The following is a 19,454-nucleotide window of genomic DNA, read 5'->3' on the forward strand; positions in this document are numbered from 1 at the left end:
CTTTTTCAGCAGTGAAAAAGCGCTTTTTTCTTTATACTCGCAGCTAAAACTTACGGCACAGCAGAACCTCTTTTAACAGAACATGCGTTATGCTGTTATATTTCGCAACCTAACGTACGTACATGGCGCAGCAGAAAAGGCACATAAGGCATATCCGGAACGAAAGACTCCATACCATAAAACAAGGCTACAGAGGCAACAAGGTAATTGGTGGTGTATTTGCCAACGGCGATGAATTATACCTGCCCGAGTTCAGCAAAGTGATCAAGTGGCGCCTGTCTAAAAATCCGCAGCGCGAAGAAAAAAAGAAAGACCAGTACGTGCCTGCCGTGGTAGAGAATTGCGATTTCCTGAACTCCAGCGAAGATATGCTGGTGTGGCTGGGGCATGCTACCTTCCTGATCCGCCTGAACGGCGTTACGTTCCTGACTGACCCGATCTATTACGACCTTCCCATGATCAAACGCCGTGTGGGGCTCCCCTGCCCGCCCGAGCAGATTCAGAACATAGATTTTCTGCTGCTCTCGCACGCCCATTTCGATCATTTAGATAAGAAATCCATCCGGACCACCTTCAGCCATAACCCGCAGGTAAAAGCACTGGCACCCCTGGAGGCTGGCAAACTGCTCCGCGACATAGAGCCGCACCTGCCCTACCAGGAAGCTGGCTGGTTTCAGAAGTATGACCTGACACCAGCAGGCGTGGAAGTATACTTTATGCCTGCCTCGCACTGGCACCGCCGCGGCGCTTTCGACATGAACAAGGTGCTTTGGGGAAGCTTTGTGCTGAAAACCGATAACATGCTGCTCTACTTTGCCGGCGACACCGGGTTTAACGGGCACTTCGAGGAGATTCAGGAGATTTTCGGACCGATGGATGTGTGCATTATGCCGGTCGGGGCCTACAAGCCTTCGTTTATGATGCAGCAGAGTCACCTGAACCCGCATGAGGCAGTTAAAGCGTACAACCTGCTCCGCGGCGGCACTTTTATCCCGATGCACTACGGCACGTTTGACCTGTCAGACGAGCCGCCCGGGGAACCGGTACGCGTTCTGGAGCAATTGGCTGCCGGAGGGTTGCTGCAGGGCCTCCGTTTGCCTGCTATCGGCGAGCCGGTCCTGTTCAAAGACCTCCAGTAACTCCCTGCTGCAACCAGTTACAGGAGCTACCTTTGGAGTCATGGTTTTCCTATCTCTATCTTTGTGCTGCCGGCCCGGTAAGGCCGGTTAACAGATAGACCGACTTTATGTCTTCAACGCTTATCATTTACCTGATCTTAGGGTATTTTTCCATCCTGATCCTGATCTCTTACATCACAGGTAAGAACACCGATTCCGATACTTTTTTCCTGGCCAACCGCAAGTCGCCGTGGTATGTGGTGGCGTTCGGCATGATCGGTACTACCCTGTCAGGGATTACGTTTGTGTCGATACCCGGCATGGTTGAGAAGGCGCAGTTCTCTTACCTGCAACTGGTGCTGGGCTACCTGCTTGGCTATGTCGTGATTGCCTTGGTGCTCATGCCGCTGTATTACCGGCTCAACCTGGTTTCGATTTATACTTACCTGGAGCAACGCCTGGGCTTCTGGTCCTACAAAACGGGGGCTGCTTTTTTCCTGCTTTCCCGCACCTTAAGCGCTGCCATTCGCTTGTTCCTGGTGGCAGGTGTGCTGCAACTGGCCGTTTTCGACGATCTGGGCATTCCCTTTTCTGTATCCGTTATCATCACCATCCTGCTGATCTGGATCTATACGTTCCGGGGCGGCATGAAAACCATCATCTGGACCGACACGTTCCAGACCGCAGCCATGATGCTGGCCGTGATCAGCACCATCATTCTTATCTCGGATGAGCTTAACCTCTCCTTTCAGGGCATGGTGAACACCGTTACTGCCAGCCCGTATTCGAAGGTTTTTGTCTGGGATTTTAAGGCAGGCAACTATTTCCTGAAGCAGGTACTCTCCGGCGCTTTTATCACCATTGTGATGACCGGCCTGGACCAGGACATGATGCAGAAGAACCTGAGCTGCAAAAACATTGGGGAGGCCCAGAAGAACATGTTCTGGTTCAGCGTGATTCTTGTGATCGTGAACGTACTTTTTCTGTCGTTAGGCGCTCTGCTCTACACCTATGCAGGCCAGAAAGGCATTGCACTGCCGGCTAAAGGCGACGACGTGTACCCGTTCCTGGCGCTAAACCATTTCCCATACTTTGCAGCCGTTGCTTTTATACTTGGCATCATCGCCATCACCTACGCATCTGCGGACTCTGCCCTGGCAGCCCTTACAACCTCCTTTTGTGTAGATTTCCTGAACTTTAAAGAACGGAGCGAGCACGAGCGGGTGCGCCTGCGTTACTTTGTGCACTTTGGCTTCTCGGTGGTGATGGTGCTCGTGATCTTTGCTTTTCGGATGCTCAACAGCGAAAGCCTGATCACGACCCTGTTTATAGTGGTAGGCTATACCTACGGGCCTTTGCTGGGGCTTTATGCCTTCGGGCTTTACACCAAACGTAATGTCCGCGACAGGCTGGTACCGTTTGTTTGCATAGCAGCACCCATCCTTACCTACATCATCAGCTACAACTCCAAAGACTGGTTCTTCGGTTATGAGTTCGGCACGGAGGTTTTAATCCTGAACGGTTTTCTGGCGTTTGTTGGTTTGATGGCAATTTCCAAGAGAGTTCTGAGTCGCGAGAGCTGAGTCGCGAGTTGGTTTTACCTCTCCCCGGCCCTCTCCTAAGAACAGGAGAGGGAGCTTTATACTTGCTGCTTCTACCAACATTCCGATAACTGGGGAAATCTTAATTAGCTAAAGTATAAACACACCCCTACCCCTCTCAAGACGGGAATTTTACTGCCTGTTGCTATACATTAAGTATAAGTTTCATAGCTACAGCACAGACAGGTCACGACCTGTCCCTACAATGGGTTCCAGTTGCATAGTCAGCAGCTATCGAACTGTTTCCAGTCCTTGGGTTGAGCGCCTTCTATTGTTGCGGTGCTGAGCTTGCTCAGCAGCCCGCAGCGGAGCGAGGAGCAGCTTCAATAGACAGCGCGATGCCCGAGGACGAGGCCCCGCGGCCGTGAGCGCACCAAAGTATAAGATGAAACGAGTAGCTAGTAAGACTGAGGAACAGCAGTAGCTACGAAGCGAAGGCTTGCCTGCGCAAAATGTAAACTCCAGCTATAAGTATAATTAAACAGATTTCTCGCTGTGCTCGAAATGACAAATAACACTGGCGTTCTATCAATCCATAACAGTTATACGAAATGACAACCCTGCTATTGTCAGCAAATCCACCAGATTCCTTACCTTTGTGAGATTTTTCGGTGATGTGGCATCTTTCAGACAGTATAGCTGTTATACCTCCACAACACCGTAGCGGCGGCAGGCCTCCTGCAATCGCAGACAAGTACAAACTACAGTTTCATTAATGGCAAGACGCGGATTCGGGCAGAACGGAGAGCAAGACAAAGAAGGCAGAAAGAAGATCAGCAAAGAGAGCTTTCGTCGTGGTCTCCGGATTTTCAGCTACGTACTACCCTACAAATTCAAGTTTATAGTTGGCCTGGGGTTTCTGGTGCTTTCCAGCTTAACCTTCATGGTCTTCCCCCTTTTTACCGGTAAACTGGTAGATTCCTCCACCGGCAATGCCGACTGGTTCCTGAAAGACATCAACATGATTGCCCTGGGGTTGTTTGGCATTATTCTGCTGCAGGGTATTTTCTCTTTTTTCCGGGTGTACTTCTTTGCGCAGGTAAGCGAAAATGCAGTGGCCGATATTCGCCGCGACCTGTACAGCAAATTTGTGCAGCTGCCTATTTCCTTCTTCGAGAAGCGCCGCGTAGGTGAAATCACAAGCCGCATTACTACCGATGTAGGCCAGGTGCAGGACGCTTTCTCAATCACACTGGCAGAGCTCTTCCGCCAGACTACCACCCTGATCGTGGGCATCGGCATCATCATGTGGACCTCCATCAAGCTGTCGCTGTTCATGCTGGCTACGTTCCCGGTGCTGGTAGGCCTGGCGCTGGTGTTCGGCCGCAGGATCAAGACCTTGTCTAAAAAGACGCAGGACGAGCTGGCCAACACCAACGTGATCGTGGAAGAGACGCTGCAGGCCATCAACACCGTTAAGGCATTTACCAACGAGATGTTTGAGGTAGGCCGCTACAAAGCTTCGCTAGGCAGAGCGGTGCGCACTGCCCTTTCTGCTTCGTACTATCGTGGCGCTTTCATCACCTTCATCATTGTAGGTTTATTCGGGGGCATCATCCTGGTGATCTGGTACGGTGCCACGCTGGTACAAAACGGCGATCTGACCATTGGCGAGCTCATTTCCTTCATCATCTACACGGTATTTATCGGGGCATCGGTAGGTGGTCTTGGCGAACTGTACGGCAAAGTACAGGCTTCGCTTGGCGCCACAGAGCGTATCCTGGAAATACTCGGCGAACAGGAAGAACCAACCGATAACAGGCTTCCGGAATTGCGCGACATTCTAAGGGTGAAAGGCGATATTGCTTACCGCCAGGTGGCTTTCTCCTACCCTACCCGCCCGGACATACAGGTGCTGCGCGATATTAACTTTGGCATCCGTTCCGGGGAAAAGATCGCGCTGGTGGGCCCGAGTGGCGCAGGTAAATCAACCATCATCCAGCTGCTCATGCGCTTTTACGATGTGAGTGCCGGTAGCATTTCGGTTGATGGACAGGACATCCGTGAGATGGACCTGACTACGCTCCGTGCCAACATCGGCATCGTGCCGCAGGAGGTGTTGCTGTTTGGTGGCAGCATCCGCGAGAACATAGCCTACGGGCGTCCGGAAGCAACGGAGGAGGAGATCATCGCGGCGGCTCAGAAAGCCAACGCCTACCAATTCATTCAGTCCTTCCCGGAGGGCCTCGAAACCCTGGTTGGAGAGCGCGGCATCAAGCTTTCCGGCGGACAGCGCCAGCGCATTGCCATTGCCCGTGCTATCCTCAAGAACCCGGCTATACTTGTACTGGATGAAGCTACCAGTTCTCTGGACTCCGAATCGGAGCACCTGGTGCAGCAGGCCATGGACGAACTGATGCAGAACCGTACCACCATCGTGATCGCGCACCGCCTGGCCACCATCCGCAAAGTAGACCGGATCCTGGTGATTGATGGCGGCGAGATCGTGGAAGCAGGATCGCACGAGGAGCTTTCTATGAACGAACAGGGCCTTTATGCCAACCTGCTCCGGCTTCAGTTTGAGCTGAGCTAACGCATAAAGTATAAACTTAAAAGAATCCTGTTAGTATGGCACTGGCAGGATTTTTCATATCCGGGCACCTGCTAATCTTGTAGGAAGTCCTTACTACTTTAGCAAAGTATAAATGCAAGTATAACGCAGGCCTGTGCCTTCATCCACTCACATGTAACTATAAACAAATAATGCGGTACATCTACTTTCTTCTGTTTCTGCTACTTCCTCTCTCGCTGTCAGCTCAGTACCTGACCCAACCCATAAGCGCCTACAACGCTGTTTATGGAGAAGTAGGCGGCAACGGCGACGTCTACTCCCTGAACTACGACCGCATTGTGTTCCAGCAATCCCTGCTAAAAGCAGCGCTGCGAGTGGGTGTTGGCACGAACCTTTTCTTTATGAAGGACGAACCCTCTGTTTACCCAATCGTACCGGTAGAGGCTTTGGGCATGGTGGGCCGGCGCCAAAAGCACCTGGAGTTTGGCCTGGGTTATACCCGCCGTTTTACCGAAGACCCGGAACTGCTGCACAACATGTTCTTTGCCCGGATCGGGTTCCGGTACCATACACCGGACGGAGGTTTGGTCGTGCGCGTGGCGGCTACCCCTTTTGTATCGCCGGAGAATGAACAGACAGCTCCCGGCCCCGGGCTTATACCACGCTTCGGTTTAAGTATAGGCCGAAGCTTCTGAGCACTGGTAACGTGCTGTTTTTAGCAACCGCTTATATTCTTTAAAACCAATATTTTCAGTAATATTACAGAAGATTTACAACTAACTATAATTGAATAAAACCATGAAGAAAACCTTTATAGGCTTCGCTCTTTCAGCTGCACTTATGTTGGGTGCCGGCTCTGTTCAGGCCCAGATCGCAACGCCTGCTGCCAGCCCTGCCTCAACAGTAACCCAGAAAGTAGGCTTAACAGATGTGTCTGTAACCTACTCACGCCCGTCTGTAAAAGGCCGCACTATTTTCGGTGGCGATGTGGTACCTTACGATAAAATGTGGCGCACCGGAGCCAACGCGGCTACCATCATCAAGTTTGGCGATGAGGTAACGATCAATGGTACTAAAGTACCTGCCGGAGAGTACGCTCTGTATACTATTCCTGGCAAAGCTGAATGGACCATTATCCTGAATAAAAACACCAAACTTTGGGGTGATGGCGGCAAAGACTACAAGCAGGAAGAGGAGCAGCTGCGTTTCAAGGTAAAGCCGGAGACGAACCCAAGAGCTGTGGAGTCGTTCACTATTAACTTTGCCAACCTGAAAAGCAACGCTGCGGACGTAGAGCTGCTATGGGATAAAACCATTGCCAGCTTCAAAGTGGAGACAGACGTGGACAGCAAAGTAATGGCCCAGATACAGCAAAATGTGATAAACGGAAAGGATGTAAAACCGGGCATGTACGCTGCCGCCGCTTCTTACTACTACGACAACAACAAAGACATGAAGCAGGCCCTGGATTGGATGAAGAAAGCCAATGCCAGCGATCCGAAGTTCTGGAACCTGCACACGCAGGCTAAGATCCAGGCCAAGATGAAAGACTACAAAGGCGCTGTAAAAACTGCCGAGCAGTCGATGGCTTTAGCGAAAAAAGAAAACAACGACGACTATGTGCGTATGAATGAAAAGGCCATAGCCGAGTGGAAGAAAATGAAATAAAGCTTTCGTAGCTTTTGATCTTATGGAAAGCCTCTGCTCTGGCAGAGGCTTTCTTTTTATAACCCAAGTATAATGCTGGAAGAACACGACGAGAGGAAACATTCAGAGGAACATTTAGGCCCGGCCCGCGAATACTGGTGGAACGATGATTACCTGGAGCTGCTGGCCCGCCGCCTGAACCTGGAGTACTGCCAGGCCCTGGTAGACATTGGCTGTGGCAAGGGCATGATGGGCTTTAAGTTTTCGCGCTATCTGCACGATGGCGCCACCGTCTACGGCGTAGATTTTGAGTCGGAATACATCGAGGAGGCAACGCAGCGGGCGCACAGCTTACACCATCGTAAAAACATTCATTTCGATTTCAGGGTGGGCAACGCTTCTGATATCCCACTCCCCGACAACCTGGCCGATCTTACTCTTTGCCAGACGCTGCTGATCCACGTGAAAGACCCGCAACGGGTAATACAGGAAATGATCCGCATCACCAGGCCCGATGGCTGGGTGATGGCCCTGGAGCCGAACAACCTGGTACCCAACCTCATGTTCGACCGCTACGGCGAGACAGACTTTGATGTGGAAAGTACACTGGATGTGCTCGAGGTAAAGCTCCGCATTGAAAAAGGAAAGAAACGACTCGGCGAAGGCTTTAACTCTTTGGGCGATGTGGTACCCGACCTGTTCCAGAAAGCCGGCCTGCGCGACATCAAAGTATGGATCTCTGACAAAGCCCTTTCCATCATCCCGCCGTACGACAGCCAGGAAAAGATGCTGCGCGTAGAGCAAATGCTCAACTGGATCGAATCTGATGCCATGGGCTATAATTACGAGGACAACCTGAACTACTTTATGGCTGGTGGCGGTAGCAAAGAAAAATTTGATGACTACTGGCAGAAGCTCATCTACAACAAATTTAACCTGAAGCAGAAGCTCCTGAAGGGAGAATACATTTCTGCCGGCGGCAGCCTGGTGTACATTGTCGTTGGCCGTAAGCCTAGAGCTTCGGAAGTATGATACCACACGGGGAGAGGGAAGTAGAGACTGGTTTTACAATTTCTGGAGCGGGAAATATTCCCATGTCTGAAAATGATGACAGAGTATAGGGGCAACTGGCCCAGACCTCGTAGCGTGCGCAACTCCTGCGAGCGCCTTGGTGACGGTGGGTTGAGGTTTGTGTCAGCGACAGGATCTGCAGGATTAAAAGAAGCACAGTTTTTTACTCACCTCACTTAGGAGACATACTGGTAAGTTCTAAATTTTACTGGCGCGAATCTCCAGATTCGTGACTAGCCAGTGGTGTTGAGTCTCCGACTCAACTAGCCCGCAGGGACAGGAACGGCGGGGGCTAGAAGTATAAACACACCCCTACCCCTCTCAATAGAGGAATTCCACAGCTTCTAACTTTGAAGTTATACTTTCATAGCTGCTGTTGTCCAACCACCCCTAACCCCTCCTTATCTAAGGCGGGGAACTATGTACGAGCTATACTTCAACGTATAGGTTCTATCATATAGGTAGTCACCTCACCCTAACCCTCTCCTCTGAGGAGAGGGGACTTGGCTACAGCTATACTTCAAAGTACAAGTTTCATAGTTGAAGTATAAACCCACCTGAAAGCTGAAACTTAGACTTCTTGCTGTATTTCTTTCGGCTTTTCCCCGATCAGGGCCTGTGCGATAAAACCGAAAAGTATAACCAGCGCACAGCCGATCACATTGAACCACAGGAAGGCTATATCGGTGTACATAAAACAGTACAGCACCACCGCCTCTGCCAGCAGCGCCGCGATAAACACGGCATGCCCCCGAATGTACTTAAAGTAGAAAGCCACCAGGAAGATGCCCAGGATGGTACCGTAAAAAATGGAGCCGATGATGTTTACAGCCTGGATCAGGTTGTCGAGCAAAGAGGCAAACGTGGCGAAAAGTATGGCAATGATGCCCCATGCTACCGTGAAAAGCTTGGAAGCATTCACGTAATGTTTGTCCGAGCCTTCTTGTCTGACAGAGCGCTTGTAGATATCAATAACCGTAGTAGAGGCAAGGGCATTCAGCTCCGAGGAAACCGACGACATCGCTGCAGAGAAGATGACCGCCAGCAGCAAGCCAACCAACCCTGCCGGTAGATACTTCATCACAAAGGAGATAAAAACATAATCCGTATCCCTTGTTTCCGCATCGGGGGCAGCTTTGGTTATCAGGTCTTTTACATCGCTGCGCACCTCCTTTGTGGCAGTGGTCAGCATGTCAACTTTGCTCTCGGCAGCAGCAATGGCAGCTTCATCGTCCGTACGCAGCGCTACCACCAGCCCTTTCACCGCTTCCTGTTTCTGCCCGAACACCGTGGCATGCTTTTCCTCCAGCTGGCGCATGTCGTCGGCATAGGCTGTGGCCTGTACCTTGTTTCTCACTGCTTCGTTAAAGAAAACCGGCGGCTGGTTGAACTGGTAGAACACAAAGACCATCACCCCGATGAACAGGATCATGAACTGCATTGGGATCTTGAGCAGGCCGTTAAACAGCAAACCCAGCCGGCTTTCAGCAATCGATTTACCGGACAGGTAACGTGCTACCTGGCTCTGGTCGGTGCCAAAGTAGGAAAGTGCCAGGAACAAACCACCCGTCAAGCCTGACCAGAAGTTATAGCGGTCGTCCCAGCTTGTTTTCCAGTCCCAGGAAAAGTCTACCACATTCATCTTGCCCATTTTACCGGCCACGGCTACTGCATCGCCAAAGCTTACATCAGCAGGCAGGTAACGCACCACCATAAAACCAGCGATCAGCATGCCGCCCATCATCACAGCCATTTGCTGCTTCTGGGTTACACTTACCGCCTTGGTACCACCCGACATCGTGTAGATGATCACCAGCACGCCAATAAAAATGTTGGTTACAGTCAGGTTCCAGCCAAGTATGGTGGATAGGATGATGGCCGGCGCATAAATGGTGATACCCGCTGCCAGTCCGCGCTGTATCAGGAAAAGCAGCGCTGCCAGGGAGCGCGTTTTCAGGTCAAATCGGTTTTCCAGAAACTCGTAGGCGGTATAGACATTCAGCCTGTAGAAAATAGGGATAACTGTGATGGAAATGATCACCATCGCGATCGGGAGGCCAAAGTAGAACTGCACAAAGCGCATCCCGTCTTCGTAAGCCTGCCCGGGTGTGGAAAGGAACGTGATGGCACTGGCCTGCGTAGCCATGATGGAAAGCCCGATGGTCCACCATTTCATGCTGTTGTCGCCTTTCAGGTAGCCTTCAATGTCTTTGCTGCCGCGCGTTTTCCAGACGCCATAGATCACGATAAAGCCCAGGGTGCCGAGCAATACGATCCAGTCGAGTAATCTCATTCGTAGATTTTGGTGATGATGTAGAACAACACGATCAGGAAGGCCAGGTTTCCCAGCACCAGCCAGTACATGCCGGCCCAGCTTTTAAAGAAGGGCGGCTTGTCGATGTCTTCCTGAGCTTTTGCTTTTTTCGTTTCTTCCAATATTTCCATACTTGCCTTTAATGCTAATGCGCGCTTGCTGCCTTCGTGGTGGTGGTGGTTGTGTTATTGCCGGTAGAAGCACCCGCGCTGCCCTTGCCCAGCGAAATCAGGTTGGCAAACAGCCTGTAAGCGCCCGGTACACCCGCCGGCAATTGCCTGAACCAGGAGTAGCCGGTATAAATGTAATTTCCTTTGCCGTAAGGTGCTACCAACAAACCGCCATCCCGTGCCGGTTCGCCCGGGTCGTTGGAAGAAAGTATGGCTTCGAACTCCTTGCTCCACTCGCTCGGGAAGTATAAACCACGCTCCTGTACCCAGCCTTCAAAATCTTTCCCGGTGATTTTATTCGGCGTATTGAGCACCTGATGATTGGGCTTTAAGAGGCGCACGGCTGCATCTTCCACGGTAACACGTTCACGGGATAATTTGAGAGGATAAGGGGCCACATTCTGCAACACCAGCGCATGGTTGGTGTTATACTGCACAATCAGGTTGCCTCCCTCTTTCACGTACTCCATCAGCGTTGCCTGGTGGTGCCGCAGGCGGTCGACGGTGTTGTAGGCGCGCACCCCAAGTATGATGGCATCAAACTTCTTCAGGGTGTGCTCGTTCATATCCGTGTCTTTCAGAATAGTTACCTGGTAGCCGATCTGCTGCAGGCTGGTTGGCACTTCATCGCCGGCTCCCATCACGTAACCTACCTTCTCCCCTTTCTTCTTCAGATCCAGTTTCACTACCTTGGCCGTAGCATCCGGGAAGGTAGTTTGGGCAGGAATATGGGCATAAGAGATGGTGTTGAGGCCTTTGTCGTAGGTGTTACCGGCAACGGTGGCGATTGCCTTCAGTTCTGCCTCCTGTTGTTCTTTCGGCGGGTATACCATAAACCTGACCATCTGCTCGGCTCCTTTTGCTTTCAGATCAAAGGCGATGGAGGCAGGCTCTGAGCGCCATCCTTGCGGCAAAGCCAGCTTCACTGTTCCTGCTACTTGCGGCTTCCCTGATTTAACAAGCACCTGCACCTGCTTTGGCTCCTGGTCGGCAAACATGTATACTTTCTCCACCAGGTTCACAAACACGGGCGGCGTCACCTCAAACGGACGGTATACTTCGCCTTCTACCGGGTCGGTGCGCTTGTATACCACCGGCACTGTGTATTCGAACGGCTGCCCGGCAATCATAAGACTAAAGCGAACAGGCGCAGCCGGTGTGTTCTCCGGCAAACCTACCTCCTGCTGGTTTTCCACGGCAAACATACCCAGCGTGCCGGGTTTGCGAAGCCAGTAAGGCTGTGAGTAAGGCACAGACCTTGGTAATTGTACAGATTGTGTAAACGACAGGTCAAGGTTGTTTTGCAGCTGTGTGCGCAAGGTGGTGTCTTTGGAGGCAAACCCATACGTTATACTTTGCAGCGTAACCGGCACCGAAGAACGGTTGATGGCCTCTACCTGCAGCTTCACCTGCTCGCCGGGCGTAGCAGCGTAGTCGGTGGCGGCAACCTCCAGGTACAGCCCCAGTGCATGTTTTATTACTTCGTCCAGCTCCTGCAGTTTAACCTGCTTCCAGTAGCTCTCCGGCAGCTTTTCCATTTCCTTTTTTACAGCCACCAACGCTGGCACAGTACCCGACGGATTCTCCGGGTTGTAGCTCTGAATGGCTTTCTGCAGCAATTTTGCCACTTTCTCGCCACCTTTTACGCGGCTCCAGCTCGTGTTAACACCCTCGAAAAGCTCCGCTTTGGCGCGCTCTCCCTTGGTGTGTTCCAGGTATTCGATGGCGCTGCCGCGTGCACCGCTGGCGCCAAAGCCCTGGCTCTTGTGCATGCTGCGGCTTTCGGCAGCTATCTCCGGGTATGATTTGCCCTGCAAGGGGTTGTAGCCTCCTACGTCTATTTTAAGTAACTGCGATCCATAATCCTCAAACTCCTTCTGGCTTCTGAACGACCACACGCCTGTGTTCCAAAGCAAACGCTTGGGTTGCCATACTTCCACATACTTCAGTTGCTCTGGGAAACGCTTGGGGTCTGCGGCGGCCTCAAAAGCCTCACCGGCAAGTATAGCCGAAGCAGTATGGTGGCCGTGCGTTTCGCTTGGTTTCGGGGAGAAGCGCGTGATCAGCACATCCGGCCTGAACTTGCGGATCACCCACACCATATCGGCCAGCACCTGTTCCTTGTTCCAGATGGTGAATGTCTCGTCGGGGCTTTTAGAAAAGCCAAAGTCGTTTGCCCGGGTAAAGAACTGCTTGCCACCATCGGTACGGCGGGCCTGCAGCAACTCCTGTGTCCGGATGATACCTAGTCCTTCCCTTATCTCCGGGCCGATAAGATTCTGCCCGCCATCCCCGCGGGTAACAGAAAGGTAGGCGGTGTTGTACAATTCTTCATTGGACAGGTAGGCAATCAGGCGGGTGTTTTCATCGTCGGGGTGCGCTGCAATGTAGAGCGCACTACCGAGTACATTCAGCTTCTTGAGGTCCTGCAGAATTTTAGCTGCAGATGGTTTAGCCGGTGCCTGTGCAAAGCTTTGTGTTGCCAGGCACAAGGTCAGGAAAAGAAGCAAAACAGAGCGGCGTATGAACATAGTTTCTGGTTAGAATAGAGGCTTATCGATGTAAATACAGCACAAAGCTGCAAGTGTAAAGCTATTAAATTTGATCGAGCTATAATATAGGTGCTGCCTATGTAACAGACAGAAAGACAACTTTACCAGACCAACAGCAAAATAATCTCTTTTAAATTTAGTATCTCCAGGTATACTTCTCCGTAAATACAGCAAAATAACAGTATCCTTGCTCTTTAAAAATCCGTTTAAAGCCCCAGAAGAAAATTTAGTTAAATTTTGAAGAGAGCTATAGGACTTGAATTGCAAGTTTGCTATGTTTGCAAAAGCCTCTTATGTAATCAAAAAGTACAATACCTATAGTTCCTGTTCCGTTTACAAGTACTATCCGCCCGCGGGTAGAATTTAGTTAGAACTTGTTTCTCCATAAAATACTAACGTGCTATGCTAAGCCAGAGGGAAAGCAAAATTGAGGACTTTGCGTATGACTACCTGAGTTCTTATTACAGGAAACAGTACCTCGTATCCGATCTCTATGTCGGAAAACAGGAGCAGACAAAGCACGGACAAGAGGTAAATGGCCTTTTTTCCCTCAAAAAGAACGATGGCGCTTTTTTTGCTGCCACCCTCAGCACCAGTCATTCCAACAAATTAGCTGCGCTACTCAACAATTATAAAAAGAAGGGGTTAAGCAAGTTACGCTACATAACAGCTGTCGTAGTGCTTGCCGGCACTGCCGCACTGGGTTACCTCTCGGGGCACTGGGCGCTGCTATGGATCATGCCGCTGCTTGCTGCTGTTACCGGGTTCATTATCCACACTTTGCTGGAAGTACGCAGCTTGAATAAAGAGCTTGAAAAAGCAGTGGATGCGGTAAAAAAGCAGCCGGCCAACGAACGATGGCTCGGCATATCGATCAGCAGCATGAGCTTTCGCAACAACAGCCTGGCCGATAAACTCTTGCAGATCTGCCAACAAAAAGGTGTTGGGCTGATTACGGTAGGAAAACGCGCTAAAGTTGTGTTATTGCAGGAGCCCCGTACTTCCATCTGCCGAAAAGGCGACTATCTCTCTCACTATGCTGCGGAGGTGCGCATACGCAAATCTCTGACAGACGCCTTTATGAAAGTAGCTTAAGCGAGCACCCATACGCTACCAGAGCAAAGCCCTATGTTGCAGCAGCACCGCTTCTGCAACATGGGGCTTCTTTATGCAGTATCCTATTTATACTTGATCTGTGCTGTATTCAGGATGTATACATTCTGAAGAAGTATCTGAGAACAACGCTTTACTCCTAAGCTTTTACTGCCCAAATGATGCACCCGGATTTTATACTCAGCTTCTTAAGGGAGTTGCAGCGCAACAACAGCAAGCAATGGATGGACCTGCACCGGGAACACTACCTGCAGGCAAGACAATACTTTGTGGAGATAGTAGAGCACACGCTTACAGAACTTGTTACCTTAGATCCGTCGCTGCACGGTGTAACGGCACAGGAAAGTGTTTTCCGGATTAACAAGAACGACTTCTCCAAAAAGGGAGAACCACCGTATAAAGGCCGAATCGGGGCAGGTATGTCGAAAGGCGGTCGGCATTCGGCTTATGCCAACTACATACTGGTGCTGGAGCCCGGCGGAAAATCGAGGGTTGGGGGCGGTATGCGCAGCCCTGGCCCAAAACAACTCGAGCTGATACGGCAGGAAATTGATTACTCCCCCGGTGAGTTGGAAGCAATCGTTCAGGCAGAAGATTTCAGAAAACAGTACGGCATGCTTCAGGGCGAAAAACTAAGTATGGCACCTAAAGGCTACACAAGTACGCACCCTGCCATCGACCTGCTGAAACACAAAGGCTTTCTGGCGCTTCACTATTTTACAGATGAGGAAGTATGCACGCCTGGTTTTACAGACCGATTGCTGCCATTCTTTAAAGCTGTAAAGCCACTGCACGATTTTCTGAACAGAACCATTAACTGAGAGACTCGAAAGAAACAAAATACTATGAAAAAATATGCGGGCCTGTTGTACCTGTTTGTAGCGCTGCTTTTTAGCTGCCAGCGCGAAACCCCAAAACGTATGCCAGACACATTACCGGACATCCGGGGCAACATTACAAACCTGAAAAAGACGACCACCAAAAAGGGCGAAAATTCTGTAGCAGTGGTGATGGTACAATCTGTTGAAGGCAATGATATTCAGATACCAAGAGCCAGTATCCGTATCGATCAACATACGCTGATCGAGAACCAAAGCGGAGGAACTGTTAAACTGGAACACTTGCGCGAAGGACAGCAGGTTGAGGCATGGTTCTCAGGACCTACCAAGGAATCGGACCCGGTGCAGGCACAGGCATTGGCTATACGGGTGAACGAGTAGCTTTTGATATGTATGATCAGGCGCATCAGAGAGCTCTGATACAGGATGGCTTTATACTTGCTGCGTTGCTTGTAGAATGTTGATGTTGCTTTTACCCTCTCCTCTACTCTTACCTTCCTGCCAGCTTTGATTTACTTCATTTCACCCTTGCTTTAGGCACCTTTACTCAAAAAAGCAGTAACTCACTTCTACTAACAGGCTTTATACCTAATTTGCTGTTTATGCAACAGGCATAACATAAACAGCCTAATTGCCAGCCATTTAACAACCGAACATCCATTAAGGAGTGTTGTTAAGGCTTAGTATTCACGAGATGGAAAGAAAAGGGTATGAGGGAAACTGCATTGCATATATCAGAGCCGCTGGAGCTCCGCCACGAAGAGGGTGATGTTTTTGTGACGCTGCAACAAAAGAAGGATTACATAGAAGCCAAGTGGCATGGCCACATAACTGCCGACGATGTAGTTACTGCTGCTAAAGCTTACCTGGAACTGATACAGGCACATCCTTGCCCCAAGTTGCTCAACGATAAAACCGAAGTAACCGGCGATTGGGAAGAAGCCAATGACTGGCTGGAGTTTGAGTGGCTTCCTAAAGTTACGGCAGCCGGTCTCCGTTATTTTGCCCACGTATTCTCGGAGAATATGTTCAGCCGCCTTTCAGCACGCGACCTGGCGATGCGGATAAGCCCTCCCCTTCAGATGTCCGCTTTTGAAGATCGGAAAGCGGCGGAATCCTGGCTGGCTGAGTGCCGCTAACGGACCAGGCTGCTGCTGTTAGCAGCCAGCCTAGCGCACGTTAGCTGCAAGAGCACTTGGAGCAACAGCAGTAATCTCTACTGTATCCAGCAACACACCTGTGTCAGGGGCTTCTGCTTTAGCTATGCTGGCAGGGGCTTCTGCTGTAATTTCCAGTGTATCCAGCAGCACATCTATTACCGGAGCCTCTATCGGCTCAACCACTACTACCTTCTCAGCAGCACGAACAGGTTGCTCAGCAACACCGACTGTGCTTTGAACCGCAAAACCAAAACCAAATAAAGAAGCGGAAAGAAGAACTAAGATTTTCATGACTTTATAATTAAGTTGGTAAAACATTTATTTTATGTGTCAAAGTTACTCTATAGTACTTTGTATTGCAAGGTACTGTTACTTAATACACTACTGTATTATACCAACCACCTGTTTTTGTCCGTGAACTTCTTCGCTTTGCGGACGAACAGCCTGAAAATTTTTTATCCTAGAAATCCTGCCGGCCAACAACATAATTATATAACTATAGCCTTATTTCATCTACTTAAGCATGAAACACCCTAACCTGCCCCTGCTCAGGAAAATACCCTTACCTTTGCCATATCATAGTGTGATTTGATATGCAGGAAACTACAGAAGCATCTAAAAAAGAAGAGCAGGACAGCGAGAAAGGCTTCAAGCGTGAGATCACGCTGTTCGATGCGATCATGATTGTAACTGGCGGGATGATCGGGTCCGGTATTTTTATGGTTACCGCCGGAATTTCAAAAGAAGTTGTAACGCCGGGCAACGTTTTGCTGGTTTGGGTGCTTTCCGGCTTTCTGACCATGGTGGGCGCCATCAGCTATGGCGAACTCTCGTCGATGTTTCCGAAGGTAGGCGGCCAATACGTGTACCTGAAAGAGGCTTACAACAAGATGGTGGCCTTCCTGTATGGCTGGACCTTGTTCCTGGTAATACAGACCGGCGTGATTGCAGCGGTAGCGGTGGCTTTTGCCAGCTTCACGGGCGTTATCATTCCCTGGTTCAGCGACAGCAACATTCTTTTTGCTATAGGTAAGTTTAAATTCACTTCGGTGCAGTTGCTGGCGATCGTCAGCATTGTGTACCTGACTTATATCAACTCCCGGGGCGTAAAAAGCGGAAAACTGATCCAGAACATCTTTGGCAGCACCAAACTAATCGCTTTGTTCGGGCTTATACTTTTCGGACTGCTGTTTGGTGTGAACGACACCGCGGTGCAGGCCAATTTTTCTGATTTCTGGGGATCGGCAGCCGCCGCAACCGGCACCGGCAACCTGCCTCCCGTGGGCATGGCGCTGGTAACGGCTATGGGCATTGCCATGGTAGGAGCGCTTTTCTCCGCCGACTCCTGGAATAACATCGGCTTTTCCGGCGATGAGATCGTGAACCCGAAGCGAACCATTGTACTCAGCATGGTGATCGGCAGCGCCATTGTAATGGGTTTATACCTGATCATCAACCTGGTGTACCTGCTGGTATTGCCCCTTAACGGCGACCCGAATGCCACCAGCGCAATGGCACAAGGTATAACTCATGCTTCCGGCGGCCTGGTGGCTACGGCTGTAGCAAATGTAATCGGGGGTTACCCGGCTACAGTGGCCATAGCTATCCTGATCATGATCTCGACGTTTGGCTGTAACAACGGAGCTATACTTTCGGGAGCCCGGGTATACTATGCCATTGCCAAAGACGGCTTGTTCTTCGAGAAAATGGGCCGCCTGAACAAGAACGGCGTACCGGCTGCTGCCTTGTGGCTGCAGTGCCTCTGGGCCTGCCTGCTCTGCCTGTCCGGCACCTACGGCAACCTGCTCGATTACGTGATCTTTGCCGTCATGCTGTTCTACATCCTGACCATTATCGGGGTATTTGTGTTGCGTGTAAAGCGCCCGGACCTGCCACGCCCTTACAAAGCATGGGGCTATCCCCTGCTGCCGGCCATGTATGTTATACTTGCCTCAGCAATCTGCATTATCCTGCTCATCTACCGCCCGGATTATACCTGGCCGGGGCTTATTATAGTTAGTTTGGGGATACCGGTGTTCTATTTCTTCGGGAATAAGTTTAAGCAGGTGCAGGAGTAAACGCAACCAAAAACAGTCATCCTCAAAGCCCGCAATACTACTGCGGGCTTTTTCTTTGCGCATGAACTGTGTACCATAAAAGGTCTAATCAACAGCAAGCAATATTTATGAAAATTTGCCTAACATTTAGTATCTTTTCATCATAATGGCTACTATCATCCACATCCTCACATTTACTTTTGCCTTAGGAGCTGTACAAGGACTGCTCTTAGCAGCCGTACTATTTCGGCTAAAACGAGGAAACGCTGTGGCTAACCGTGCCTTAGCCGCTTTGATTTTAGTATTCAGTGTGAACCTGGGATACATTTACCTCGCTTATGAGGAGTTGCTGGTATATGTGCCGCACCTGGCAGGAATAACTGTCAGCGTTGCTTTTTTGTATGGGCCGTTGCTATACTTTTATGTTGCGGCAGCCACCGGAAAACCTGTTCCGGCAAAGTATAAGCTCCTGCATTTGCTGCCATTTGCCGTGCACATGTTGCTTCATCTCCCTATGTTTTTACAGAGTGCCGAATTTAAAGCTGCGTGCATGGTGCCTGTAAACATACCTGATGCAGTACCATACTTGCCTCCCGCTGTTATCGTGGCAAGTATACTGATGATGGCCTCGTTGCTGATTTATACTTATACTTCGTATCAACTGCTGCAGCGGCGCAGTCCGACGGAGGCTATGCCCTGGCTGAAACGGGTGCTAGCTGCTTTCGGTATCTTCTCTGCCTTTTTCTGCATCTACCAGGTTAGCCTGTTCCTGGGCATGAGCTATTACTCGGTGCTGTGCTATGGTCTCAAGTTTTTGATGGCTGTCAGCATGTATTCGCTTGCGTACGTTTGCCTCACCCGCGACAGCCTTTTTGCCGCCGAGCAGGCGCAGTTATCGGTAGCAGTTCCGGCAAAACGCGCAGCCTTGCCTGCATCGGTTACCAGGGATGTACTGCAAAAGCTTCGCCAGCACATGCAGCAACACCAGCCTTACCTCGACAGTGACTTCAGCCTTACTAAACTGGCGCAGCAACTAAACTTAAGTACGCACCTGCTCTCTCAGGTAATCAATGAGGGGGTAGGCCAGAACTTCTCCGACTTTGTCAACAGCTACCGCATTGAAGAGGCTAAAAGCCTGCTGCTCCATCAACCTGAAACCACCATTATCGGTGTAGCCTACAGCAGCGGCTTCAACAACAAAGTGTCCTTTAATACGGCCTTCAAAAAAGCAACCGGCACCACCCCAACCGACTTCCGCCGCAACGCCGGCAAACTCGCCCAAACTGCCTGAAAGGGTAAA

At 50.5% G+C, this 19,454-nt stretch carries 16 protein-coding genes; 12 read left to right on the forward strand and 4 right to left on the reverse strand.

The window, feature by feature from the left end:
- The first annotated feature begins 122 nt into the window (after positions 1 to 122).
- The 6 genes from MJ611_RS00985 to MJ611_RS01010 all read left to right on the forward strand — a co-directional run bounded on the left by MJ611_RS00985 (position 123) and on the right by MJ611_RS01010 (position 7,910).
- Positions 123 to 1,139: an MBL fold metallo-hydrolase gene (locus tag MJ611_RS00985; protein ID WP_250427481.1), complete on the forward strand. Its 1,017-nt coding sequence runs from the start codon at positions 123 to 125 to the stop codon at positions 1,137 to 1,139.
- 107 nt (positions 1,140 to 1,246) lie between these two features.
- On the forward strand, positions 1,247 to 2,701 hold the full coding sequence (locus tag MJ611_RS00990; protein WP_250427482.1) for a sodium:solute symporter: 1,455 nt from the start codon (positions 1,247 to 1,249) through the stop codon (positions 2,699 to 2,701).
- Positions 2,702 to 3,434: 733 nt separating this feature from the next.
- On the forward strand, positions 3,435 to 5,252 hold the full coding sequence (locus MJ611_RS00995) for an ABC transporter ATP-binding protein (protein WP_250427483.1): 1,818 nt from the start codon (positions 3,435 to 3,437) through the stop codon (positions 5,250 to 5,252).
- A 170-nt stretch (positions 5,253 to 5,422) separates the two neighbouring features.
- Positions 5,423 to 5,926: a hypothetical protein gene (locus MJ611_RS01000; protein WP_250427484.1), complete on the forward strand. Its 504-nt coding sequence runs from the start codon at positions 5,423 to 5,425 to the stop codon at positions 5,924 to 5,926.
- Positions 5,927 to 6,029: 103 nt separating this feature from the next.
- The gene (locus tag MJ611_RS01005; protein ID WP_250427485.1) at positions 6,030 to 6,899 is read left to right on the forward strand and encodes a DUF2911 domain-containing protein; all 870 of its coding nucleotides are present in this window, start codon (positions 6,030 to 6,032) and stop codon (positions 6,897 to 6,899) included.
- A gap of 72 nt (positions 6,900 to 6,971) precedes the next feature.
- Entirely contained in the window at positions 6,972 to 7,910 is a 939-nt protein-coding gene (locus tag MJ611_RS01010) for a class I SAM-dependent methyltransferase (RefSeq protein ID WP_250427486.1), read from the forward strand.
- Between the two features lie 610 nt (positions 7,911 to 8,520).
- On the opposite strand, the gene MJ611_RS01015 is transcribed toward MJ611_RS01010, so the two are convergent.
- Genes MJ611_RS01015 through MJ611_RS01025 form a run of 3 tightly spaced genes read right to left on the reverse strand, consistent with a single transcriptional unit; the run spans position 8,521 to position 12,964 of the window.
- On the reverse strand, positions 8,521 to 10,242 hold the full coding sequence (locus MJ611_RS01015; RefSeq protein WP_250427487.1) for a sodium:solute symporter: 1,722 nt from the start codon (positions 10,240 to 10,242) through the stop codon (positions 8,521 to 8,523).
- Complete coding sequence (locus MJ611_RS01020) at positions 10,239 to 10,394, reverse strand: hypothetical protein (protein ID WP_250427488.1); 156 nt, start codon at positions 10,392 to 10,394, stop codon at positions 10,239 to 10,241. Before MJ611_RS01020 ends, MJ611_RS01015 begins: the two co-directional genes overlap by 4 nt.
- Before the next feature lie 14 nt (positions 10,395 to 10,408).
- Complete coding sequence (locus MJ611_RS01025; RefSeq protein ID WP_250427489.1) at positions 10,409 to 12,964, reverse strand: PIG-L family deacetylase; 2,556 nt, start codon at positions 12,962 to 12,964, stop codon at positions 10,409 to 10,411.
- 423 nt (positions 12,965 to 13,387) lie between these two features.
- On the opposite strand from MJ611_RS01025, the gene MJ611_RS01030 reads away from it, so the two are divergent.
- From MJ611_RS01030 to MJ611_RS01045, 4 genes are all read left to right on the forward strand, one after another.
- Positions 13,388 to 14,080, forward strand: a complete 693-nt coding sequence (locus tag MJ611_RS01030) for a hypothetical protein (protein WP_250427490.1) — start codon at positions 13,388 to 13,390, stop codon at positions 14,078 to 14,080.
- Between the two features lie 176 nt (positions 14,081 to 14,256).
- Positions 14,257 to 14,919, forward strand: coding sequence for a DUF2461 domain-containing protein (locus MJ611_RS01035; protein WP_250427491.1), 663 nt, complete (start codon positions 14,257 to 14,259; stop codon positions 14,917 to 14,919).
- Positions 14,920 to 14,943: 24 nt separating this feature from the next.
- On the forward strand, positions 14,944 to 15,318 hold the full coding sequence (locus MJ611_RS01040; RefSeq protein WP_250427492.1) for a YobA family protein: 375 nt from the start codon (positions 14,944 to 14,946) through the stop codon (positions 15,316 to 15,318).
- Between the two features lie 329 nt (positions 15,319 to 15,647).
- A complete protein-coding gene (locus MJ611_RS01045) occupies positions 15,648 to 16,076 on the forward strand; it encodes an STAS/SEC14 domain-containing protein (protein WP_250427493.1) in 429 nt (142 codons plus the stop codon).
- Between the two features lie 30 nt (positions 16,077 to 16,106).
- Here the strand turns inward: MJ611_RS01045 and MJ611_RS01050 are convergent, their stop codons facing one another.
- Positions 16,107 to 16,388 carry a hypothetical protein gene (locus tag MJ611_RS01050; RefSeq protein ID WP_250427494.1) on the reverse strand — a complete coding sequence of 94 codons (282 nt, stop codon included), beginning with the start codon at positions 16,386 to 16,388 and terminating at the stop codon, positions 16,107 to 16,109.
- Between the two features lie 302 nt (positions 16,389 to 16,690).
- Here MJ611_RS01050 and MJ611_RS01055 point away from each other — a divergent pair, with 302 nt between their 5' ends.
- Both MJ611_RS01055 and MJ611_RS01060 read left to right on the forward strand, forming a co-directional pair.
- Entirely contained in the window at positions 16,691 to 18,175 is a 1,485-nt protein-coding gene (locus MJ611_RS01055; protein WP_250427495.1) for an APC family permease, read from the forward strand.
- 271 nt (positions 18,176 to 18,446) lie between these two features.
- Complete coding sequence (locus MJ611_RS01060; protein ID WP_250427496.1) at positions 18,447 to 19,445, forward strand: AraC family transcriptional regulator; 999 nt, start codon at positions 18,447 to 18,449, stop codon at positions 19,443 to 19,445.
- The last annotated feature ends 9 nt before the right edge of the window (positions 19,446 to 19,454 follow it).

The organism is Pontibacter ruber (genome assembly GCF_023630205.1).
Classification (GTDB): Bacteria; Bacteroidota; Bacteroidia; order Cytophagales; family Hymenobacteraceae; genus Pontibacter; species Pontibacter ruber.